Here is an 18,694-nt window from a genome sequence, read left to right as displayed (position 1 = left end):
TTCAGGCCCCTCGGACCGGCGCCCCTCGCCCCTCGCCCTTGACTCCTCACCCCTCGCCCTGCGCCCTTCGCCAGGAGCCGTGAGCCGTGAGCCGGAACCACCCCACCAACACCAGCGGGTAGACGACGTACCCGAACCGCGTGGCCGGGATCAGGCACATGGCGATGCCGAGCCCCAGGGCGAGCCGGTCGGCGGCGGCGAGGGTGGTGCGGGGCGGGCGCGTGACGAGCGACGTGGCCACCGCGACCGCGCCCGACACCAGCGCCGCCACCGCGAGGACGAACCCGCCGGGTACGTGGGTCACCAGGAGATACCCGGGCAGGGGACTGGCCGCCGGCGACCCGGTGCCGCCTGAGCCCAGGGGAAAGAGCAGCACATGCTCGGTGAACGCCCCCGGGTCGGCTGATGCCACCGGCAGCACGGCGAGTATCTGGCCTGCGGGCCGGCCGGTCCCGGGGGCGGCTTCCTGGTCGAGGACGCCACCTTCCCCGAACTCCTGTACGCCGTACGGGTGGTGGCCGCGGGCGACGCCATGCTCGCCCCCGGCATCACCCGCCGCCTCATCTCCGAGTTCGCCCCGCGCCGCCCGGCCACCACCCCGGGGCCCCTCCTGGACCGCCTCACCGCCCGAGAGATCGAGGTCCTCCTCCTCATCGCCCAGGGCCACTCCAACGCGGACATCGCCGGCCGCCTCACCATCACCGACCACACGGTCAAGACCCACATCAACCGCCTCTTCACCAAGCTGGGGGTCCGAGACCGGGCGCAGGCGGTGATCGTGGCGTACGAGGCGGGGCTGGTGACGCCGGGGAACACGCCGTGATCACTCCCGGCCGGCGCGTCACACTTGCGGCGGACCCTGCTCGATACGGCGCAGCACGGGTTCGAGCCGGTCGATCGCCTCGCTGGTCTGGATCTGCCGCTCGTCCCACCAGGTGGCCCCCGCCTCGGCCAGAGGGCCGATGACGTCACGTGTCCTGGCCGGGTCGCCGCCCGGGGTGGCGCCGCCGAGGACGATCTCGAACGGAGTGTCCGGCCGGTCCTCGCGCTGCTCGCGGAGGTAGGAGACCAGGTCCCGGACCTGCTCGACAGGGGGCACATGACCGTGCCGGGCATCGTGGAACAGCGGAACCGCTCCGTCCCAGCGGGCCGCCCGGCGCATGGGCGGACGGCTCGGCCAGAAACCGGCGACCCAGACGGGTGGCCGGGGACGTTGCACCGTGGCGGGCAGCAGCGTCACGTCCCGTACCCGGTAGTGCCGCCCTTCGTGGTTCACCGGCTCACCCGACCAGTAGCGCTGCAGCAGGTCCAGGCCCTCGTCCAGCCGCTCGGCCAGCGCCTTCGGGTCCGTGACGTCACCGAAACTCGCGTACTCGTCCTCGATGGGCCCGCCCAGCCCGGCGGCGAACGTGACCCGCCCCCCACTCACCGCGTCCAGCGTCGCCACCTGCCGGGCAAGCTGCTGTGGGCGCCGCCGGGCGACCGGGGTGACCAGGGTGCCCAGCCTGATCCGGGAGGTCGCCAGCGCGGCGGCGGTCAGGAGCATCCAGGGATCCCCGAAGGGCCTGCCCGCGTGCGTGCGATGCAGCACGTGATCCCAGACGAACAGTCCGTCCCACCCCGCCTGTTCCACGGCCGCGGCGACCTTCGCCACGGTCCGGGGATCGGCGAAGTCACCGAAGTTCGGGATGTTGATTGAGCAACGCATCCCCGCATCCTGCTGCGGGGCGGCGGGGTGGGCAAGCGATCAACCGGCCATGTGACACGGCCTCGTGGCGGCCGGGGCGGGGCGGGGGCAGGTCTGTGCCCCCGTCCGGCACGACGCCCCCGACCCGGCCACCGAAACGGTGGCGGCGGGCGGGGGCGTCGGCGGCGGATGTGCGGGGCGGGGCTAGTCGGCCGTCACATCCGTCAGCTTCCACCGCTGGTTGGACCCGGAGTTCGGCTGCCACACGCCGACGGACGCGCCGTCGTTCGTGGACTGGCCGGAGACGTCCGGGAGCTGTCCCGTGGCGGCGTTGACGAGGGTCCAGGTGCCGTCGCCGGTGGTCGACATGATCCACTCGGTGGCCTTGTCACGACGGCCCTCGTCCGGCTCGGCGACCAGGGCGCCGTTCCGGATGGCCAGGCGCTTGTCGGACCCGGTCTCGGTGAAGACGTACCGCTTGCGGTTGTCGCTCCCGCGGATCTGCTCCACCTTCCACTCCTGGCCGCTCGGGTCGGACGCGTTCGCGCTCCGGATGACCAGACCCGTGCCGTTGCCGGCGATGCTGAGGTCCTTGCCGCTCTGGGCACCGGTCAGGCGGTAGGTGTGGCCCTTGCGAAGCTCCGCCGCGTCCTTGGCGGTGCCGGAGACTCCCTTGACGAGGAAGGACGTCACGGACTGGGCGGGCACGGTGAGCGTGGCCTGCTTGCCGGTGACACGGACGGCCTTCTGCTTGTCGAGCTTGCCGTCGGCGCTGGTCACCACGGGGGTGACGGTGGCGCGGGAGGAGACACGGCCGAACTTCGACAGGTCGAGGGTGACCTCACGGGCCTCCGCCGTGCTGTTGACGTGGACGACCGTCGCCGCGTCGCCCTTGCGGGAGACCGCCGCCGTGCTGGAGGTGTCGTCCGTCTTGACCAGCCGGTCGCCGGGCTTGATGTAGTGCGTGAAGTTGCGGGCCGTGTCGAACTTGGTGTTCGTGTAGACCGGGCAGGACTTCAGCGTGTCCGTCTTGGTGCAGCTGAACGGCAGCTGGATCTCGCCCCAGTTGCCGCCCTTCGCGGACTCGCCGCCCGGCTTCATGTTGTCGTAGTCCTCGACCGGCTGCCAGAACACCCAGGCCTTGGGCTCCAGTTCGCGCAGGTCGTCGACCATGCGCTGGGCGAGTCCCAGGCCGGGCCGCATGTCCGTGAAGCTCTGGCCGTCGCCCCAGTCGCCCTCGACCTCGCTCATCCACAGCGGCTTGTCGGCGGCCTTGGCCAGGTCGCGGACGGTGGTGCGCTGGCCCGTGCCGTAGGTGTGGACGTTCATCTGGTCGACGAGGTCGCGCACCTCCTGGGGGTAGGAGTTCCAGTTGGTGGCGAAGGTGCCGGGGTTGGTCTCGTCCATCGCGGATATGTCCGCGTCCGACCTGGACTTCCTCAGGACCGGGGCCAGCGCGCGGATCACCTTCTGCTGCATCTCGGGGCCGATGTGGGCGCCCTCCTGGCGCCCGCCCGTCGGCTCGCCGTCCGGGCCGAGCTTGGTGCCCCAGTAGTCGGTGTTCGGCTCGTTGAACGGGTCCAGCGTGTCGACCTTGATGCCGTGCGCCTTCTCGAGGCGCTCGGTCGCGCCCACCAGGTACTTGGCGAAGTCGTCGACCGAGCCGGGCTTGAGCTGGTCCTTGCCCGCGTCGAAGTTGCCGGAGACGTAGCCGCTCTCGGTCATGAACCAGGGCGGGGAGTTGCTGAAGGTCTCCCAGTGGGTGATGTCCTTCTTGATGCGGTCGACCCACCAGCGCTGCGTCTTGTCGGCGTTCTTGTTCCAGTCGCCGGGGTCCTCGGCGTCCCACCAGTCGACGTCCTCGCGGGTCGTGCCCGCCGGCGCCTTCCACCAGCCCTCGACGGCCCCGCCGGCCCGCAGGTAGTCCTTGACGTCCGGGGCGTTGCCGCCGCCGATGTTGTACCGGGCGATGTTCAGGTTGAGACCGTCGTCGCCGAAGAGGAGCTTGTAGAGCTTCTCGCGTACCGCGGGCGGGTAGTCGCCGGTGGCGTTGGCGAACCAGACCAGGCTGGTGCCCCAGCCCTCGAACTTGTCCCCCGAGTAGGAGGGGTCGGGCCGGACGGTGACCCCGGCCGCGGCCGTCTGCGACGTCGTCTCGGCGTGCGCGGCGGGCAGGGTGGTCGTGGCCAGGACGGTTCCGGTCGCCAGGGCGGTGACGCCGATGGCCCCGAGGAGCCTTCTCTTACGGGTGCGGTGTGCCATCTCGAGTACTCCAGCTCTGGTGCGGACTTCTGGACTGGTTCGACGCCTTCTCATACGATTTCGACTAGGCAATGTTTACGTAAACATCCACTGGCGGGATGTCTACACTGTCCGAATCTCAGGGGTCAAGGAGTCGTTCCGGACCGAAATTTGCGCCGGCTGTGCGGCAAGGAGAGTGAGGGCAGGTGGGCACCGTGGACGGGGAGAGAGAATCGACGGGCACGAGCCGTACGAGAAGGCGTGCGGGCCGCCCCCGCCAGGGCGCGTCCATGGCGGACGTCGCCCAGCTCGCCGGTGTCTCCTCCCAGACCGTCTCCCGCGTCTCCAACGGCTTCCCGGGCGTCACCGAGGACACCCGCCGGCAGGTCCTGGCCGCCATGCGGGAGCTGGGCTACCGCCCCAACAGCGCGGCCCGGGCGCTGCGCCGGGGCGAGTTCCGCACCCTCGGCGTGATCACGTTCTCCCTCTCCACCATGGGCAACATCCGCACCCTGGAGGCCATCGCCACCTCCGCGGCCCGGCACGGCTACGCCGTCACGCTGCTGCCCGTCGCCGTCCCCACCCAGGACGAGGTGAACGGCGCCTTCTCCCGCCTGGGTGAACTCGCCGTGGACGCCGTCATCGTCATCATGGAGATCCACCTCCTGGACGCGGCGACGGTCTCGCTCCCGCCCGGCGTGCAGGTAGTGGTGGCCGACTCCGACGCCGGCGACCGCTACACCGTGGTCGACACCGACCAGGCGGGCGGCGCGCGGGACGCCGTACGGCACCTCCTGGACCTCGGCCACGACACGGTCTGGCACCTCGCCGGCCCCGAGGGCTCCTTCGCCGCCCAGCGCCGCGCCAACGCCTGGCGCGACACGCTGACGGCCGCGGGCCGGACGACGCCACCCCTGGTCCGCGGCGACTGGTCCGCCGAGTCCGGCCACCGGGCCGGTCTGCGACTGGCCGACGAGCCGGACTGCACGGCGGTGTTCGCCGCCAACGACCAGATGGCCCTCGGCCTGCTGCGCGCCCTCCACGAACGCGGCCGCCGGGTCCCCGACGACATCAGCGTCATCGGCTTCGACGACATCCCCGAGTCGGCGTCCTTCCTCCCGCCCCTCACCACCATCCACCAGGACTTCGCGGAGGTGGGGCGGCTGTGTGTGGAGGGGGTCCTGGACAAGATGCGCCAGGACGGGGCGGAGCACGGCACGACGTTGGTGCCTACGCGGTTGGTGCGGCGGGAGAGTACCGGAGTCCGGCGGCGGTGAGGCGGCGCCGACCCGGGCGTCAGCCGGTGGGCGGTGTGAACTCGGGCTGGTCGAGGACGCGCAGCCAGCTGCCGTCGGGCTGGCGCCGGACCACCTGCGCGCGGGCACCCGCCCCGTCCTTCGGCGGGGTCGACGTCAGGGCGATGTCACCGCTGACCAGCGTCGGCAGGGGCGCTTCCGGCTCGAAGCGGGGGCGGTCGGCCAGCACCTTCTCCCACAGCGCGCGGATCGCTTCCCACCCCACCGTCCGCTCACCGGGCGGATAGGCCAGCACCGCGTCCTCTTCGTAGAGCGCGGCGACCCCGGCCGCGTCACCGGCGTTGGACCGCTCGACGAACAAGCGGGTGAGGTCCTCGGGGCGCAGGGCCTTCTCGTGCTCCGGCATGGCGGGTCTCCTGAACATCGGGCTTCGATGGGTGCTTCCAGCCTCATCGCCCGGAAATCAGAAGTCCAACAGATGGATCTACTGGAAACTAGAATTACCGCTCATGGAACTGAGGCAGCTCGAATACTTCGTCGCGGTCGCCGAGGAACAGAACTTCACGCGGGCGGCCGAGCGGGTGCACATCAGCCAGTCCGGTGTCAGCGCTCAGATCCGCCGGCTGGAACGGGAACTCGGTGCCGAGCTGTTCGACCGCTCGGCGCGCACCGCCACCCTCACCGCGGCGGGCAGGGCGGCGCTCGACCACGCCCGCGCGACCCTCGCGGCGGCCGGGGCGGTGGCTCAGGCGGTCGACGAGATCACCGACGTGATCCGGGGGCGGCTCGTGGTCGGGATGGTCATCGGCTGCACCCTCACACCGCTGTTCGACGCGCTCTCCGCGTTCCACCGGGCACATCCAGGGGTGGAGATCTCCCTGCTGGAGGACAACTCCGACCGCCTCGTCGAGGCGGTGCGCGCCGGCACCGTCGACCTGGCCCTCATCGGAACCGCGACGGCCGCCCCCGAGGGGCTCCAGGCTCTGACACTCATCAGCGAGCGGCTCGTCGTAGCGGTGGCGGCCGGACACCCCTTGGCGGCGCAACGGCGGGTCGTGCTGCGCGACCTGGTCGCCCACCCGATCATCTGCATGCCCCCGGGCACCGGCCTGCGCACCCTCTTCGACCGCGCCTGCGCCGCCCAGGACCTCCACCCCACGATCGCCCTGCAGGCCAGCGCCGCCGACGCCATCGCGGACCTCGCGGCCCGCGGCCTCGGCGTCGCCGTCCTCAGCGAGTCGATGGCCGCGAGCTATGGCGACCGGGTCGTCGCCCGCGTCATCGACGACGTGACAGCACCGGCCCTGCTGGCTCTGGTCTGGAAGGGGACGCACGGGCCTGCGGTGCGGGAGCTGCTGGGGCATTCCGGGCGGGCGTTTATGTGAGTCGGCTCCGGGTTCATGAAGGACCCGCGCTCTACTGCCAAGCCGCGGTGTCGGGATCGATGCCATGGGCGCGTGCGCTCGCGTCGACGATGCGGCGGAACCACGTGGCGAGGCCGGGGCGGATGCCGTCGTAGTGGGCGGCGAATCCTGGATCGGCCTCATACATGCGGCCGAGGCAGACCTGCATCTGCCTGGTGAGGGGAAAGTACGAGGCGAACACCTCGCGGTGCCGCTCGACGAGTTGATTCGCCTCCGGGCTGCCCGGTGCGAGGCCCGCGTCCATCGCGTCCCCGAGCGCCCGCTCGAAGCCGGCGACGGTGTCGGCGATGCCCTGCCATTCCTCCGGGCCGCGAGAGGCCGAGCGTTCGGCGTACTGCTGCCATTGCGTCGTGTCCCCGTAGCGCTTTCGGGCCTGGGCGGGCCCGTCCGGGTCCCACTGCGGGCCGAAGATCGCGGTCTGCTGCTCGACGGTCAGCAGCAGGCCGCGCTCGTGGGCGTCGATCATCCGGTCCAGTCCGGCGCTGAGCTGCTGGAGGCGGTCGATCCGTTCCGCGACCTGGGTGCGCTGTGCGCGCAGGGCGCCGGGCACGTCCGTGGTCGAGTCGTCGAGGACGGCCCGGATCCTGTCCAGGCCGAGACCGAGCTCACGGTAGACGACGATGCGGTGCAGACGTTCCAGGTCAGCAGCGGTGTAGAGCCGGTATCCGCCGCCCGTGCGCAGCGACGGTCGCGCCAGACCGATCTCGTCCCAGTGGTGCAGCGCTCGGACCGTCACGCCGAGCCGCGCCGAGGCCTGACCGACGGTCAGGCCATCGGCGTCAGCGGTATCAGACATGCCGCCCATTGTCGCCGCGCACGGCGTCCGGCGCGGTGATCCCGACGGCTGCGAGGTTCCGCGCCTCCTCACTGTCCGGATCAAAGGGCTTCGCCGCGGTGAAGACGATCCGTGCGTTCTCGGGGGTGATCACCTCCACATCGCGGGTGTTCCAGGGAGTGTCCCGTGGACCGTCGACCGAATCCGGGCGCAGCGCACGGCAGGCCGCGACCAGGGGATCGACCTGGTCGAGCACGCAGGCGAAACTGAAGCCGACCGCCGGTGCCCGCTCCGGAACGCCCGCCGCCGGGACGAGGAGTACGTCCTGGAACGCCCACCGGCGCAGATGCACCACCTTGCCGGGGATGCCGAACAGTTCGAAGAACCCGAGCCCGCGAGTCCAGAAGTCCACCGACGCCGCCAGGTCGCCCGTGGGGATCGTCACGAACGCGGGCATCCCGTAGATGCCACGGAACGGCTCCGGGGGAACGGCATCCGGGCCGGGGGTGGGCACAGGACTCATCTCGAACGCGTCGTAGTAGTCGCTCATGCACACCACCCTTCAGCCTCACGTCACGTGAGGGTCAAGCGACGAGGCCCCGAAATCCAGTGGAGCTGCGCCACTGTGCGCCCTTACCGTGCTGCTGACCCGAGTCGGCTGAGCAAGGACGTGCCGTTGTACACCGTGTGAGACCTCCCGAGAGCTGATCTGTCGCGCGTCGCGCATGTGCGCCGCGCTGCTTTTTGCTGTGGACTTCTCACTGAGACCGGTGAACTCCTTTGCTCGAGAACTGGGTCGTCATGCCCACCTGCCTGCCGCTCGTCCTCCGCCGTTGCCACACGTGCGCGTCCGAACGCTTCCGGGCGAACGGCAAGTTCCGTGTCAACGCCCACCACAAACTGCTCGACGCCTGGCTCCTCGTGCTCTGCACCGCCTGCGGGGAGACGGCAAAGCTCACGGTCCTGGAGCGGATGAATGTGCGCTCCGTACGGCCTGAGCTGCTGGACCGGCTGCACGACAACGATCCTGGCCTGGCAGCCGAACTGCTCCAGGATCCGCTCGTACGGCGCCGCAATCGCATCGCCCTCGACTGGGACGACGCCTGGCGTCTCGACACCGGCGGATCAGATCACCTGGAGCGCGAGGTGATCGACGTAGCGGTCCGCTTCGCGGCGCGGATCCCGGTCCGGCCGGTGCGGCTGATCGCTGAAGGGTGCGGTCTTTCCCGGGCCGAGGTCGAGAGGCTGGTCGCGGAGGGGAAGGTCGTTTCGGCAGTTCGGCTGAGCGGCAGGCTCTCCGACGACTTCACCTTCACGCTCAAGCGCTGAGCCCTCGCAGGGACCAGGGCCTTTCCGGCAAGACCCGTCGGGCAGGACCTGGTCCTCAGATCTCCGTGTCAGTCGATGCGGGCGCACAGGTCGTCCGCAGAGCCCCGGACGAGATGCACCGCCTTGTAGCCGGTGGCGCTGATCTCCATCGTGTAGACGCCGTCGACGATGTACAGGCCGCGCGGCAGGGTGCCCTGGTCCTTCCCGACGCCGACGAACACCGGGCCGTGCACGGCCCAGAGTTGTGAGCCGTCGGGTCGGTACTCGACGAGGGCCGAGCCGCTCGCGTCGGCGTCGTGGGCGGCGCCGGTCTCGGTGTTCGTGACGCGGACGACCAGGTCGCCCTTGTAGGCGACCCGGCGCGCGGAACCGTCGGGGTGGGTGCTCAGCACGCGCCGCACCACCTCGTCGACGACCGGCTCGCCGTGCACGGGGAAGTCGCAGCGCACGCCGGCGGCGACGTCCCAGGGTGTGGAGGGCGCCGGTTCCCAGCCCTCGCCTGTCGCTGCCGTCGCGGGCTGCGTGCCGAGGAGCGCGGTGGCGAGTGTGAGGGTCGCGAGGGCGGTTCGTCGCATGGTTCTCCCTGGTCAGAGGGGTGGAAGAAGGGCTTGCCGGAAGGGCGCCCGCCAGTCTGGCCCGGGCTTCTGACCAAAGCCTCACCATCCTCGGCGTGGACACGGCGACGCCTACCGCCTCCCGGGCGACACTGGTCGAGTGATTGTCGAACGCGCGTACGCCCATCTTTCCTCGTACGACGAGGACGCCTGGCCCTGGTCGGTGCCCTGCGTCCGGCAGCTGCTCGACGAGGGCCTGCGCTTCACCGCACCGGTGACCTTTCTGGTCGGTGAGAACGGCTCGGGGAAGTCGACGCTGGTCGAGGCGCTGGCGGAGGGTTTCGGACTGGACTCCTACGGCGGCTCCCACGACTGGCGCTACGCCTCTCCGCGCGGCAAGTCGGAGCTGGGCGAGCGGATCAAGTTCGACGCGGCCTCGCGCGGACGCCGCATGGTCACAAGCTGGTCGGCCCGCAAGGGCTTCTTCCTGAGGGCCGAGACCGCGCTGGACGCGCTGAACAGGGAGGGGCTCGCGCCGGACTCGGTCAGCCATGGCGAGGGCTTCCTCGCGGCGTTCAGAGGGAAGTTCCTGCACGCCGGGCTCTACGTCCTCGACGAGCCGGAGGCGGCGCTCTCCTTCTCCTCCTGCCTCGAACTGATCGGGCACCTCGACCGGTTGGCCAAGGAGGGCGGCCAGGTCATCTGCGCCACGCACTCCCCGCTGCTGACCGCCCTGCCGGGCGCGGACATCGTCGAGGTCGGCGAACACGGTCTGCGCAGAGTCGCCTGGCAGGAGCTCGGCGTCGTGGACCACTGGCGCCGCTATCTCGCCGACCCGCACGCCTATCTGCGGCACATCGTCGAATCGTAGGCGGCACCCTCGGCGGCCTTGCCCGCGCCCCCGTGCGGATCAGCCCTTAGGCTGCCCGGTAGCCATGGAGTTCCAACTGCTCGGTCCGTTCGCCGCCCGCCACGAGGGACGGCGAGTCCTGGTGGGCAGCCGTCGTCAGGAGCGGTGTCTGCTGGCGGTTCTGCTGATGCACGCGGGCCGTGTCGTCGCGACCGAACGCCTCATCGACCTGCTGTGGGACGGCGGCCCGCCCGCTTCCGCCCGCGCCACCGTCCACACCTACGTCGGCCGGTTGCGGGCCGCGCTCAAGCCGTACGAGGTGCCCGTCGAGACCCGCCACGACGGCTACGTCGTTGAGCAGGGCCGACATCGGATCGACACAGTGGAGTTCACGTCTCTTGTCGGGCAGGCGGCCGCGGCCGCCGCCGGGGACCCCGACGAGCGGATCCGCCGCTACGACGACGCCCTCGCACTCTGGCGCGGCGAGCCGCTCGCGGACGTGGCCGACGAGCGGCTGCGGACGCGGCTGGGCGGGGGGCTCGCCGAACTGCGGCTGTCCGCCGTGGAACAGCGGTCCGAGGCACAGCTCGCCATGGGGCTGTACGACCGGGTCGCGGCGGACCTGACACCCCTCCTCGACGAGCACCCGACGCGCGAACGGCTGGTCGCCGCCCGGATGACCGCCCTGTACCGGTCCGGCCGCCGGGCCGAGGCGCTCCGGCTGTACGACAGCACGCGCACCCTGCTGTCGGCCGAACTCGCCATCGAACCGAACCGCGAACTGCGCACCCTGCACGCACGCATGCTGCGCGGCGACCCCCGGCTGGACCGGCCCCCCGGGCCCGTCTACGCGGTACGGGTCGACGACCAGTGGCTGCCGTGGAGTACGAGCGGACACCCCGCGCTGGAGTTCTGCAACACCTACGCCGGGTGGGGCGGAGACCCGCTGCCCGGGTCGGACTGGCTGCGGGGCTATGCCGCGCTCGCCGTATGGGCCGGGCACCTGGACCTGATCGAGGAGCGGACGGTCACCCGGCTGCGGGAACAGGCCCTACGGGAGCCCGCCGAGGCCGCCGCCGCGCTCGGCGAGGCCCGGCGGTTCCGTACGGACCTGTACGCCTGCCTGACCGATCCGCAGGACGGCCGGGCCTTCAAGGCGGTGGCCGGGGTGGTGGAGGACGCCGCGCGGCTCTCGGTGTTCTCCCGGGGCGAGGACGGCCTGGCTCGCTGGCGGCCGTCCTCCTCCGCCGGTCTGCGCCTGCCCCTGTGCGCGGTGGCTCGCGACGCGGCCGAACTGCTCGCCGACGCCCGCCGCTTCACCGTCCGCGCCTGCCCCAGCCCGGACTGCGGCTGGCTGTTCCTCGACGGGAGCGGACGGCGGAGGTGGTGCAGCCTGGCGACGTGCGGTGCCAAGCGGACCTCGGACGTCCGTTGACCGTCGTCGGCGTCAGCGCATGCGCGCGTCCCCGGCCGGGCGGAACCGGTCCGTGGCCGCCAGCACGGCATCCGTCGTGGCATCCCCGGACAGCCCGTGCCCCTCCCCGCCGTGCAGCACGAGCTCCGCTTCCGGCCACACCTGCGCCAGCCGCCACGCGATGTCCGGGGGCCCGCTGATGTCCATCCGCCCGTGGACCATCACACCCGGGATGCCGGCCAGCTTCCCGGCGTCGCGCAGCAGGGCCCCGTCCTCCAGGAAGCCCGCGTGCCGCCAGTAGTGCGTGACGAGGCGGGCGAAGCGCATCCTGAAGTGCGGGTCGTCGTACCGGGGATCGGGCTTGTGCCCGGGGTGCGTGGACACATGCACGTCCTCCCAACGGCACCACTCCCGCGCGGCCCGCTCCCGCACGGCCGGATCGGGGTCGGCGAGCATCCGGGCGTACGCCTCCACCAGCCTGCCGTCGCGCTCCCGCTCGGGGACGGTGTCCCGGAACCGGGCCCATTCCTCGGGGAAGATCCGCCCCATGTCCCGGGTGACCCACTCCACCTCGCGGCGGGTGGTGTTGGTGACGCTGAAGAGGACCAGCTCGGACACGTGACCCGGGTGCTGCTCGGCGTAGGCCAGCGCGAGGGTCACGCCCCAGGAGCCGCCGAGAACCAGCCACTTCTCGATGCCGAGGTGCCGTCGCAACCGCTCGATGTCGGCGATCAGATGGTGGGTGGTGTTGGCCGCGAGCGAGGTCCGCGGATCGGCGGCGTCGGGCGTGCTCCGCCCGCACCCGCGCTGGTCGAGAAGCACGATGCGGTACGCCGCCGGGTCGAACAGCCGACGCCAGAACGGCCCCGCCCCGGCCCCCGGCCCGCCGTGCAGCACGAGGGCGGGCTTGCCCGCGGGATTTCCGCAGGTCTCCCAGTAGACGCGGTTGCCGTCGCCGACGTCGAGCATGCCGTGCTCGTACGGTTCGATACCCGCCGGATGGAGCCCGGTCATATGAGACGTCCTCTCCGATCTGCTTGCCTGCCGGGCCCGCGCCCGTGCTGCTCCGTCCTGGACCGCGCGGGCCCTGGCCATGTCATGTCGAGGTCTCCGGCTCGTCGAGGTGCCTCCGGTGGTCATGGTGCTGGAATCAGGCCGCTTTGAGGCGAGCGACCTCGCGCGCTCGCTCGGACAGCGCCTGTACCGCCGGGAGCGTCTTGTGCGCGGGCAGGCTCTTGCGAAGCGTCTTCAGGTGCTCGTCGCCACGCGCTGAGCTGATCGTCACGTACTCGTCGAGGAACTGGCCCCACGTGTCGCAGGCGGCTTCCACGTGCCGCATGCGGAACTGCCGCTCGGCGATCACCCCAAGGCAGTGCAAGCGGCCCTGCCGCTCCAGAGGGGAGCGCGCCGCGTTGGACCGGCGCAGGGCCTTGACGGACCCCTCACGGTCCTTCAGGTGCCACCTGACGTGGGCTTCGTGGAAGTAGTAGGCAGCCTCGTCGTAGCCGCCCACGGCGTCACGCCGGTTGTCGGCCTGCGCCAGCGCCGTCTCGGTCTCGGTGAGCCGTGTCAGGGCGGTGTGCCGGTCGCCGGTCATGGCCGCGGCCGCAGCTTGCTGGCCCCGCAGGAACGCCACCAGGCGCGGCCCCGAGTCCGGGGCGGCCCCTGCCGCCGAGTCGGCGAGTTCAAGCGAGAGCGGCCCGTAGCCCAGGTGACTCGCTTGCAGACTCATTCCGCGCAGCGTGCGGCAGTAGGTGACGTGGTCCTCAGCGGCGCCCGCGAGATCGAGCGCGCGCAGGTAGTAGCGCTGTCCAAGTCCCTGCGCGTTCTCGTACATCGCCATCCACCCGGTGAGGTACACGAAGTCCGCGGCGGCGGCCCGCATGTCGCGCTTCACACGCTCGGTGCCCGATGCCCGCAGATAGGTCCCGATGGTGTTGACCAGGAAGGCGGCAGCCATCGGGCGGGCGTGGCCTGCCCCGACCTGGTCCAGGATGTCCGCGACCTTGTCCGTCATAGTGCGCACGGTCTCGACATCGGACCGGCCGATGTGCACCGTCCGCCCGGCCGTGGCGTGTTCGATCCGCTCAGAGGTCTCGGAGACGTCCTCGTACGACGGCACAGCAAGTGTCGCCGCGTACATCCCGACCCGCAACACGCCGCGGCGGGACGGGTCCATGTCTGCTCGGCTCAGGTCCATCACCCCTGCTACCGGATCACGTACGTCGACCGGTCCGGCAGCGGGCCAGCCGATCTCAGCGCACGTCACGGGGCGGCCGAGCAGCCGTGAGAGGGCTTCGAGGACAGCAGGCCGGGCGGGTGGCTTGGGTACCGATCCGGCGAGCCAGTGAGACACGGTCGTCTTGTCGTAGTGCAGCGTGACGCCGAGTTCGCGACCGGCCGCGTTCACCCGCCGCGCCAGCTGCGCGTTCCCGATCCCTCCCGCTTGCATGAGGCCCGCAAGGGCGGTGTTCGGTGTGCGTGGTTGCCGTGGCATGTGAACCCCCGAGTCGTGTTCAACCAGTTCAACCGCTCCTCCACTGTCCTCCCTTACCCGCAGCGGCGCAGCGGGGTTGGGTGATTACGAGCCGTTCGCACCCCCAGCGGCCGGCAGTTGACGGCCTGGCGTCTTCTCCCGCCCCGGAGGGAGATGCAGGCACCGACACGGACGAAGAGGCTGCATGGCGACGATCACAGAAAGGCCCCCCGCACGACCGGCGTTCCCCCGGCTGACGCCTCGACCCACCGGCCATCCGGGGTACAGCATGACCCTGGAACGCACGGAGGAGTCCGCGTCCGTCGCCAGGCGCGCGACGCGCACAACGATGCAGTGCTGGGGCCTGCCCGAGGAGACGACCGATGCGGCCGTGGCGATCGTCTCGGAGCTGGCGACGAACGTGATCCTCCACGCGCGTACCGGCGGCATGCGGCTGATCTACGAACTCCCCGCCCGTGACCGTGTCCTCATCGCCGTAGTGGACAGAGACGTCCACCGGCTGCCGAGGATCCGCACCCCGGACCCCGAGGCGGATCAAACGGGGCGAGGGCTGGCCCTGGTCGACGCGCTGAGCGACCGGTGGGGGTACGACCGGATGGGTTCGAAACCGTGGGGGAAACGCGTCTGGGCCGAGTTACGCGCGGACTGCGAACAGTGAGCCCGTTCCTCACGGCGCTCCCTGACGCCCGCTGAGACTCTCGCCCCCGGCATCCAGACGCGCGGATACATGTCCTGGCAAGACGACCACGCGGCCGGAGGCGAGCCCCTCGCCGTCCTGACAGCCACAAGCGGCGAGTGCCACCGTAAGAGCGACCGAGAGACGAGGAGACTCATGCAGGCCACAGCGCCCACCCGCAGCGTCCGCCCGTGGGGCATCAGCCGGATGCGCCCGTATCCGAGCGCCTACCAGCCCGGCTACACCACCACCGAGCTGGACCCCGCCACACAGACCACGGTCTTCCGCGACGAACACGGCGGCGTCGTCGAAATGGGCAAGCACGGCACCAGCAAGGGAACCGAGACCAACCCCCAGTCCACCAACCAGGACAGCCGCAACGACACCGACCACGACCAGGACAGCGAGCAGGACTGATGCCCGGGCCCGGACCGGTCGCAGTCGTCACCGAAGTCGACGACGTCACCTCCGACATGGTGATCACCGCACTCAACGAGCGGGGCGTGCCCGTCATACGGTTCGACCCCTCCGACATCGGCGATCACCTGTCGTTCTCGGCCCGGTTCGGCGCCGGCACCGCCACCCTGGCGGGACACCTCCGTACCCCTTCCAGGGCCGCCGTCCTGGAAGGAATTCGGGCTGTGTACTGGCGCCGTCCGACCTGGCCCCACTTCGAGCATCTGGACGGCGCCGACGCCCGGTTTGCCACAGCCCAAGTCCGCCACGGCCTCGGCGGCACCTTGTACGCGCTACCGGACTGCCGCTATGTCAACCATCCGCTTCGCAACCACACGGCCGAACACAAGCCGCTGCAACTCGCCGCCGCCGAACGGTTCGGATTCACGGTGCCGCCCACGCTGATCTCCAACGACCTGGGCGACGTCCGCGCGTTCATCGCCGACCACGGTCAGGTGATCTACAAGGCACTGCGGTGGACCCCGTACCCGGAGGGCGGACGGCGTGGGGCTGACCACATGGACCGAGCCGGTCACCGCCGACGAGGTCGACGAGAGCGTGAGCGTGGTCCCGCACCTGTTCCAGGCCCGTGTGAGCAAGGTCGCCGATCTGCGCGTCGTGGTGGCCGGCGAGCAGGTGTTCCCGGTCCGTATCGACTCGGGCCTGCTGGACTGGCGCGCCGACTACGAAACGCTCACCTACCAGGTCACCACGCTGCCCAACGGCATGGACAAGGCGCTGATCGCCTATCTGGAACGCTTCGGACTCGCCTCTGGCAGCTTCGACCTGGCCGTAGACCGTGACGGGCGCCTCCACTGGCTTGAGCTGAACCCCAACGGCCAATGGGGGTGGCTCGAGGACAAGACCGGCCTGCCGATCACCGCCGCGTTCGCCGACCTCCTGGAGCAAGGACCCACACCGTGACCCTCCCCGACACCGCACCTCAGCGGAAGGTCCTCGCCGACCGCCTCACCGAGCAAGGACATCTGAGCAGTCCGGCATGGAAAGCAGCCGTCGAAGCCGTTCCCCGGGAACTCTTCCTCTCCTCCGGGGTATTCCTCGCCGACGACACCGGCCTGTGGCAGCCGGTCACACCCGATGATGTCGGTCCGCGTGAGTGGGTGGAGGTCGTCTACAGCGATGGTTCGTTGGTCACCCAGCTCGACGGCCACCTGGCCCCCGACAAGGCCACCGCGCCCGTACACGGCTTCCCCACCTCCTCATCCACCATGCCCGCGACCGTCGTCTGCATGCTCGAAGCCCTCGACGTCGAGGACGGCCACAACGTGGCAGAGATCGGCACCGGCACCGGTTACTCAACGGCCCTCATGTGTCACCGGCTCGGCGAGGACAACGTCACCACCGTCGAGGTAGACCCCGAAGTCGCGGCAGCGGCGGATGCCGCACTGGAGGAAGCCGGATACTCCACCTGGACCGTGACCGGAGACGGTCTCCTCGGCAACCCGCGCCGGGCTCCCTATGACCGGCTCATCGCCACCTGTGCGGTGCGCCGTATCCCGTACACGTGGGTGAGGCAGACCAAGCCCGGCGGGATCATCCTCGCCACCGTCGGCCCCGGCGCCTGGTCGTACGGAACCGGCCTGGCGAAGCTCACCGTACGGAAGGACGGCACCGCCGAGGGCCGCATCATCGGCCGCTCATCGTTCATGCCCGCCCGCGCCGAAGCCGCGGTACCCCTCTCCGGAGATCTGGCGGCCCGCGCCGCCTACGCCGACACCGAGCGGAAGACGACCCTGTCGCCTGTGGTCCTCGACCAGTGGATGCCCGCGTTCCTCGCCCAGCTCGCCGCTCCCGGCGCCCAGCTCGTGCGCGCGGTCAGCAGCGACGGCCGAGAGACGGTGTACTTGTTCGACACCGGCCGCGAATCCTTCGCAGCCCTCACGCAGGACGGCGAGGAGTGGACGGTACGCCAGGGCGGCCCCTTCGGAATCTGGGACGCCATCGAAGGTGCCGTGACGGCATGGCAGGAGGCCGGAGAGCCCGACATCAGCGCGGTTCGCCTGGAAGTCACTCCTTACGCGCATTCCTACTGGATCCGCGACAAGACGGCCCGTTGGGAACACCGGGTCGGCTGACAGGTGGCCCCGGGGAGTCCGAGACCTTCTGGCTGTGCGACGAGTGCGACACGATAGAAGGCCCCGCGGGACTGGAAGGTCCTGGAGCAGGAGCTGTTCGCGGCCGGTGTGGATCCCGCCGAGGCGGAAGCCGGCTCGTGCCGTCTGCTGATGGAGGCCCCAGGTGACGGATCCCTCACGGATCCTTCGCACAAGGCCCTGGCCCCGCCACCCCGCCCGCCCCGATCGTGGGCAGCATGAACGATCACGGCAACCAGCCCGACGAGTCCGACCAGATCCGCCGTTTCTGGGGCCGGCTCGGCCTCCCCGGCCTCGTCGACGTGCACACGCACTTCATGCCCGAGCGGGTCCTGCGCAAGGTCTGGGAGTACTTCGACGGGCTCGGGCTGCTCACCGGTGGGCTGGAGTGGCCGATCACCTACCGCGAAGAGGAGGCCGAACGGGCGCGGATACTGCGGGAGTTCGGCGTGCGGGCCTTCACCTCGATGCTGTACCCGCACAAGCCCGGCATGGCCCCCTGGCTGAACGGCTGGGCCGTGGACTTCGCGCGTCGCACGCCCGACTGTCTGCACACCGCGACCCTCTTCCCCGAGCCGGGGGTGGAGGCGTATGTCCGGGAGGCCGTGGCGGCGGGGGCGCGGGTGTTCAAGGCACATGTGCAGGTGGGGGCGTACGACCCGGCCGACGAACTGCTGCAGCCGGCGTGGGGCGTGCTGGCCGAGGCCGGGATCCCCGTGGTGATCCACTGCGGCTCCGGACCGGCGCCCGGCAAGCACACCGGGCCCGAGCCGATCGCCCGGGTGCTGGCGAACCACCCCCGGCTTCGGCTGATCGTCGCGCACCTGGGGATGCCCGAGTACGAGGAGTTCCTCGACCTCGCCGAGCGGTACGGGGAGGTGCGGCTGGACACGACGATGGCGTTCACCGACTTCAGCGAGGGCTTCATGCCGTTCCCCCGCCGGGCCCTGCCCCGGCTGGCCGCTCTCGGCGACCGCATTCTGCTCGGCTCCGACTTCCCCAACATTCCCTATCCGTACGTGCACCAGCTCCACGCACTGGAGCGGCTGGGCCTCGGGGACGACTGGCTGCGGGCGGTGTGCCACGACAACGGGGCGCGGCTGTTCGGCCTGTGAGGCCGGTGCCCGAGTAGGTGCCGTGACCAGCTACCTGTTGGACCTGAAGGTCCCGGCGCGCGGCACGACCTGCGCGGACGAGACCCAGCCGCCGTCCTCCACACCGAAGGTGGCCCCGCCCGGCACGACCCTCGGTGAACTCCGCAACGGCGTCAACGAGCGGCTCGACCGCCTCGGCGCCCTGCGCTGACCGACCCCGCACGACGGCCACCGGGGTGTTCACGCATCCCGTGCATCCCGGTGGCGCCGACCCCTTGACCCGCCTTCGCGGCGGCGCGTAGAACTGCACTCGCCACCGGCAGAAAA

At 70.8% G+C, this 18,694-nt stretch carries 19 protein-coding genes and 2 pseudogenes; 12 read left to right on the top strand and 9 right to left on the bottom strand.

Features of this window, described 5'->3' with window-relative positions; translation table 11 throughout:
* Positions 1 to 46: 46 nt before the first annotated feature.
* On the bottom strand, positions 47 to 412 hold the full coding sequence (locus ACQEV8_RS22710) for a hypothetical protein (RefSeq protein ID WP_432962953.1): 366 nt from the start codon (positions 410 to 412) through the stop codon (positions 47 to 49).
* 42 nt (positions 413 to 454) lie between these two features.
* On the opposite strand from ACQEV8_RS22710, the pseudogene ACQEV8_RS22705 reads away from it, so the two are divergent.
* Positions 455 to 823, top strand: a pseudogene (locus ACQEV8_RS22705) (response regulator transcription factor); the annotation flags it as partial.
* An 18-nt stretch (positions 824 to 841) separates the two neighbouring features.
* Here ACQEV8_RS22705 and ACQEV8_RS22700 read toward each other — a convergent pair.
* On the bottom strand, positions 842 to 1,708 hold the full coding sequence (locus tag ACQEV8_RS22700) for an LLM class flavin-dependent oxidoreductase (RefSeq protein ID WP_432962950.1): 867 nt from the start codon (positions 1,706 to 1,708) through the stop codon (positions 842 to 844).
* A gap of 183 nt (positions 1,709 to 1,891) precedes the next feature.
* Positions 1,892 to 3,949: a glycoside hydrolase gene (locus ACQEV8_RS22695; RefSeq protein WP_432962947.1), complete on the bottom strand. Its 2,058-nt coding sequence runs from the start codon at positions 3,947 to 3,949 to the stop codon at positions 1,892 to 1,894.
* 269 nt (positions 3,950 to 4,218) lie between these two features.
* Between ACQEV8_RS22695 and ACQEV8_RS22690 the strand changes: the two genes are divergently transcribed.
* Positions 4,219 to 5,205 carry a LacI family DNA-binding transcriptional regulator gene (locus ACQEV8_RS22690; protein WP_432972908.1) on the top strand — a complete coding sequence of 329 codons (987 nt, stop codon included), beginning with the start codon at positions 4,219 to 4,221 and terminating at the stop codon, positions 5,203 to 5,205.
* Between the two features lie 19 nt (positions 5,206 to 5,224).
* Here the strand turns inward: ACQEV8_RS22690 and ACQEV8_RS22685 are convergent, their stop codons facing one another.
* Entirely contained in the window at positions 5,225 to 5,590 is a 366-nt protein-coding gene (locus ACQEV8_RS22685) for a YybH family protein (RefSeq protein ID WP_432962944.1), read from the bottom strand.
* A gap of 103 nt (positions 5,591 to 5,693) precedes the next feature.
* Here ACQEV8_RS22685 and ACQEV8_RS22680 point away from each other — a divergent pair, with 103 nt between their 5' ends.
* A complete protein-coding gene (locus ACQEV8_RS22680; RefSeq protein WP_432962941.1) occupies positions 5,694 to 6,569 on the top strand; it encodes a LysR family transcriptional regulator in 876 nt (291 codons plus the stop codon).
* 31 nt (positions 6,570 to 6,600) lie between these two features.
* Here the strand turns inward: ACQEV8_RS22680 and ACQEV8_RS22675 are convergent, their stop codons facing one another.
* Entirely contained in the window at positions 6,601 to 7,404 is an 804-nt protein-coding gene (locus ACQEV8_RS22675; protein ID WP_432962938.1) for a MerR family transcriptional regulator, read from the bottom strand.
* Entirely contained in the window at positions 7,397 to 7,933 is a 537-nt protein-coding gene (locus ACQEV8_RS22670) for a VOC family protein (protein ID WP_432962935.1), read from the bottom strand. Before ACQEV8_RS22670 ends, ACQEV8_RS22675 begins: the two co-directional genes overlap by 8 nt.
* A gap of 230 nt (positions 7,934 to 8,163) precedes the next feature.
* Here ACQEV8_RS22670 and ACQEV8_RS22665 point away from each other — a divergent pair, with 230 nt between their 5' ends.
* On the top strand, positions 8,164 to 8,712 hold the full coding sequence (locus ACQEV8_RS22665; RefSeq protein ID WP_432962932.1) for a DUF1062 domain-containing protein: 549 nt from the start codon (positions 8,164 to 8,166) through the stop codon (positions 8,710 to 8,712).
* Between the two features lie 68 nt (positions 8,713 to 8,780).
* Here ACQEV8_RS22665 and ACQEV8_RS22660 read toward each other — a convergent pair whose 3' ends face one another.
* Positions 8,781 to 9,287: a hypothetical protein gene (locus ACQEV8_RS22660; RefSeq protein ID WP_432962929.1), complete on the bottom strand. Its 507-nt coding sequence runs from the start codon at positions 9,285 to 9,287 to the stop codon at positions 8,781 to 8,783.
* A 139-nt stretch (positions 9,288 to 9,426) separates the two neighbouring features.
* On the opposite strand from ACQEV8_RS22660, the gene ACQEV8_RS22655 reads away from it, so the two are divergent.
* Together ACQEV8_RS22655 and ACQEV8_RS22650 are read left to right on the top strand one after the other, a co-directional pair.
* Complete coding sequence (locus ACQEV8_RS22655; RefSeq protein ID WP_432962926.1) at positions 9,427 to 10,137, top strand: AAA family ATPase; 711 nt, start codon at positions 9,427 to 9,429, stop codon at positions 10,135 to 10,137.
* Positions 10,138 to 10,201: 64 nt separating this feature from the next.
* On the top strand, positions 10,202 to 11,551 hold the full coding sequence (locus ACQEV8_RS22650; protein WP_432962923.1) for a BTAD domain-containing putative transcriptional regulator: 1,350 nt from the start codon (positions 10,202 to 10,204) through the stop codon (positions 11,549 to 11,551).
* A 12-nt stretch (positions 11,552 to 11,563) separates the two neighbouring features.
* Here the strand turns inward: ACQEV8_RS22650 and pip are convergent, their stop codons facing one another.
* Positions 11,564 to 12,544, bottom strand: a complete 981-nt coding sequence (gene pip, locus ACQEV8_RS22645; RefSeq protein WP_432962920.1) for a prolyl aminopeptidase — start codon at positions 12,542 to 12,544, stop codon at positions 11,564 to 11,566.
* Positions 12,545 to 12,680: 136 nt separating this feature from the next.
* Positions 12,681 to 14,027 carry a hypothetical protein gene (locus ACQEV8_RS22640; protein WP_432962917.1) on the bottom strand — a complete coding sequence of 449 codons (1,347 nt, stop codon included), beginning with the start codon at positions 14,025 to 14,027 and terminating at the stop codon, positions 12,681 to 12,683.
* 268 nt (positions 14,028 to 14,295) lie between these two features.
* Here ACQEV8_RS22640 and ACQEV8_RS22635 point away from each other — a divergent pair, with 268 nt between their 5' ends.
* The 6 genes and pseudogenes from ACQEV8_RS22635 to ACQEV8_RS22610 all read left to right on the top strand — a co-directional run bounded on the left by ACQEV8_RS22635 (position 14,296) and on the right by ACQEV8_RS22610 (position 18,578).
* The gene (locus ACQEV8_RS22635) at positions 14,296 to 14,685 is read left to right on the top strand and encodes an ATP-binding protein (protein WP_432962914.1); all 390 of its coding nucleotides are present in this window, start codon (positions 14,296 to 14,298) and stop codon (positions 14,683 to 14,685) included.
* A gap of 174 nt (positions 14,686 to 14,859) precedes the next feature.
* Complete coding sequence (gene tgmA / locus ACQEV8_RS22630) at positions 14,860 to 15,120, top strand: putative ATP-grasp-modified RiPP (protein WP_432962911.1); 261 nt, start codon at positions 14,860 to 14,862, stop codon at positions 15,118 to 15,120.
* Positions 15,120 to 16,083: pseudogene (gene tgmB, locus ACQEV8_RS22625) on the top strand (ATP-grasp ribosomal peptide maturase). The gene tgmA and the pseudogene tgmB overlap by 1 nt, the downstream one beginning before the upstream one ends.
* The gene (gene tgmC, locus ACQEV8_RS22620; RefSeq protein ID WP_432962909.1) at positions 16,080 to 17,255 is read left to right on the top strand and encodes an ATP-grasp peptide maturase system methyltransferase; all 1,176 of its coding nucleotides are present in this window, start codon (positions 16,080 to 16,082) and stop codon (positions 17,253 to 17,255) included. Before tgmB ends, tgmC begins: the two are co-directional and overlap by 4 nt.
* 236 nt (positions 17,256 to 17,491) lie before the next feature.
* Positions 17,492 to 18,388 (top strand): amidohydrolase family protein, encoded by an 897-nt coding sequence (locus ACQEV8_RS22615; protein ID WP_432962907.1) that lies wholly within the window; start codon positions 17,492 to 17,494, stop codon positions 18,386 to 18,388.
* Positions 18,389 to 18,410: 22 nt separating this feature from the next.
* On the top strand, positions 18,411 to 18,578 hold the full coding sequence (locus ACQEV8_RS22610) for a hypothetical protein (protein ID WP_432962905.1): 168 nt from the start codon (positions 18,411 to 18,413) through the stop codon (positions 18,576 to 18,578).
* The last annotated feature ends 116 nt before the right edge of the window (positions 18,579 to 18,694 follow it).

It is taken from the genome of Streptomyces sp. CA-179760, assembly GCF_050937045.1.
Lineage (GTDB): Bacteria > Actinomycetota > Actinomycetes > Streptomycetales > Streptomycetaceae > Streptomyces.
Note: the sequence above shows the minus strand (reverse complement) of the source record. Positions and strands in the feature narration are given on the sequence as shown.

Coding starts and splice junctions, on each gene's coding strand:
- ACQEV8_RS22700 (WP_432962950.1), bottom strand. CDS start 1,708: ATGCGTTGCTCAATCAACATCCCGAACTTCGGTGACTTCGCCGATCCC.
- ACQEV8_RS22695 (WP_432962947.1), bottom strand. CDS start 3,949: ATGGCACACCGCACCCGTAAGAGAAGGCTCCTCGGGGCCATCGGCGTC.
- ACQEV8_RS22690 (WP_432972908.1), top strand. CDS start 4,219: ATGGCGGACGTCGCCCAGCTCGCCGGTGTCTCCTCCCAGACCGTCTCC.
- ACQEV8_RS22685 (WP_432962944.1), bottom strand. CDS start 5,590: ATGCCGGAGCACGAGAAGGCCCTGCGCCCCGAGGACCTCACCCGCTTG.
- ACQEV8_RS22680 (WP_432962941.1), top strand. CDS start 5,694: ATGGAACTGAGGCAGCTCGAATACTTCGTCGCGGTCGCCGAGGAACAG.
- ACQEV8_RS22675 (WP_432962938.1), bottom strand. CDS start 7,404: ATGTCTGATACCGCTGACGCCGATGGCCTGACCGTCGGTCAGGCCTCG.
- ACQEV8_RS22670 (WP_432962935.1), bottom strand. CDS start 7,933: ATGAGCGACTACTACGACGCGTTCGAGATGAGTCCTGTGCCCACCCCC.
- ACQEV8_RS22660 (WP_432962929.1), bottom strand. CDS start 9,287: ATGCGACGAACCGCCCTCGCGACCCTCACACTCGCCACCGCGCTCCTC.
- ACQEV8_RS22650 (WP_432962923.1), top strand. CDS start 10,202: ATGGAGTTCCAACTGCTCGGTCCGTTCGCCGCCCGCCACGAGGGACGG.
- pip (WP_432962920.1), bottom strand. CDS start 12,544: ATGACCGGGCTCCATCCGGCGGGTATCGAACCGTACGAGCACGGCATG.
- ACQEV8_RS22640 (WP_432962917.1), bottom strand. CDS start 14,027: ATGCCACGGCAACCACGCACACCGAACACCGCCCTTGCGGGCCTCATG.
- ACQEV8_RS22635 (WP_432962914.1), top strand. CDS start 14,296: ATGACCCTGGAACGCACGGAGGAGTCCGCGTCCGTCGCCAGGCGCGCG.
- tgmA (WP_432962911.1), top strand. CDS start 14,860: ATGCAGGCCACAGCGCCCACCCGCAGCGTCCGCCCGTGGGGCATCAGC.
- ACQEV8_RS22615 (WP_432962907.1), top strand. CDS start 17,492: ATGAACGATCACGGCAACCAGCCCGACGAGTCCGACCAGATCCGCCGT.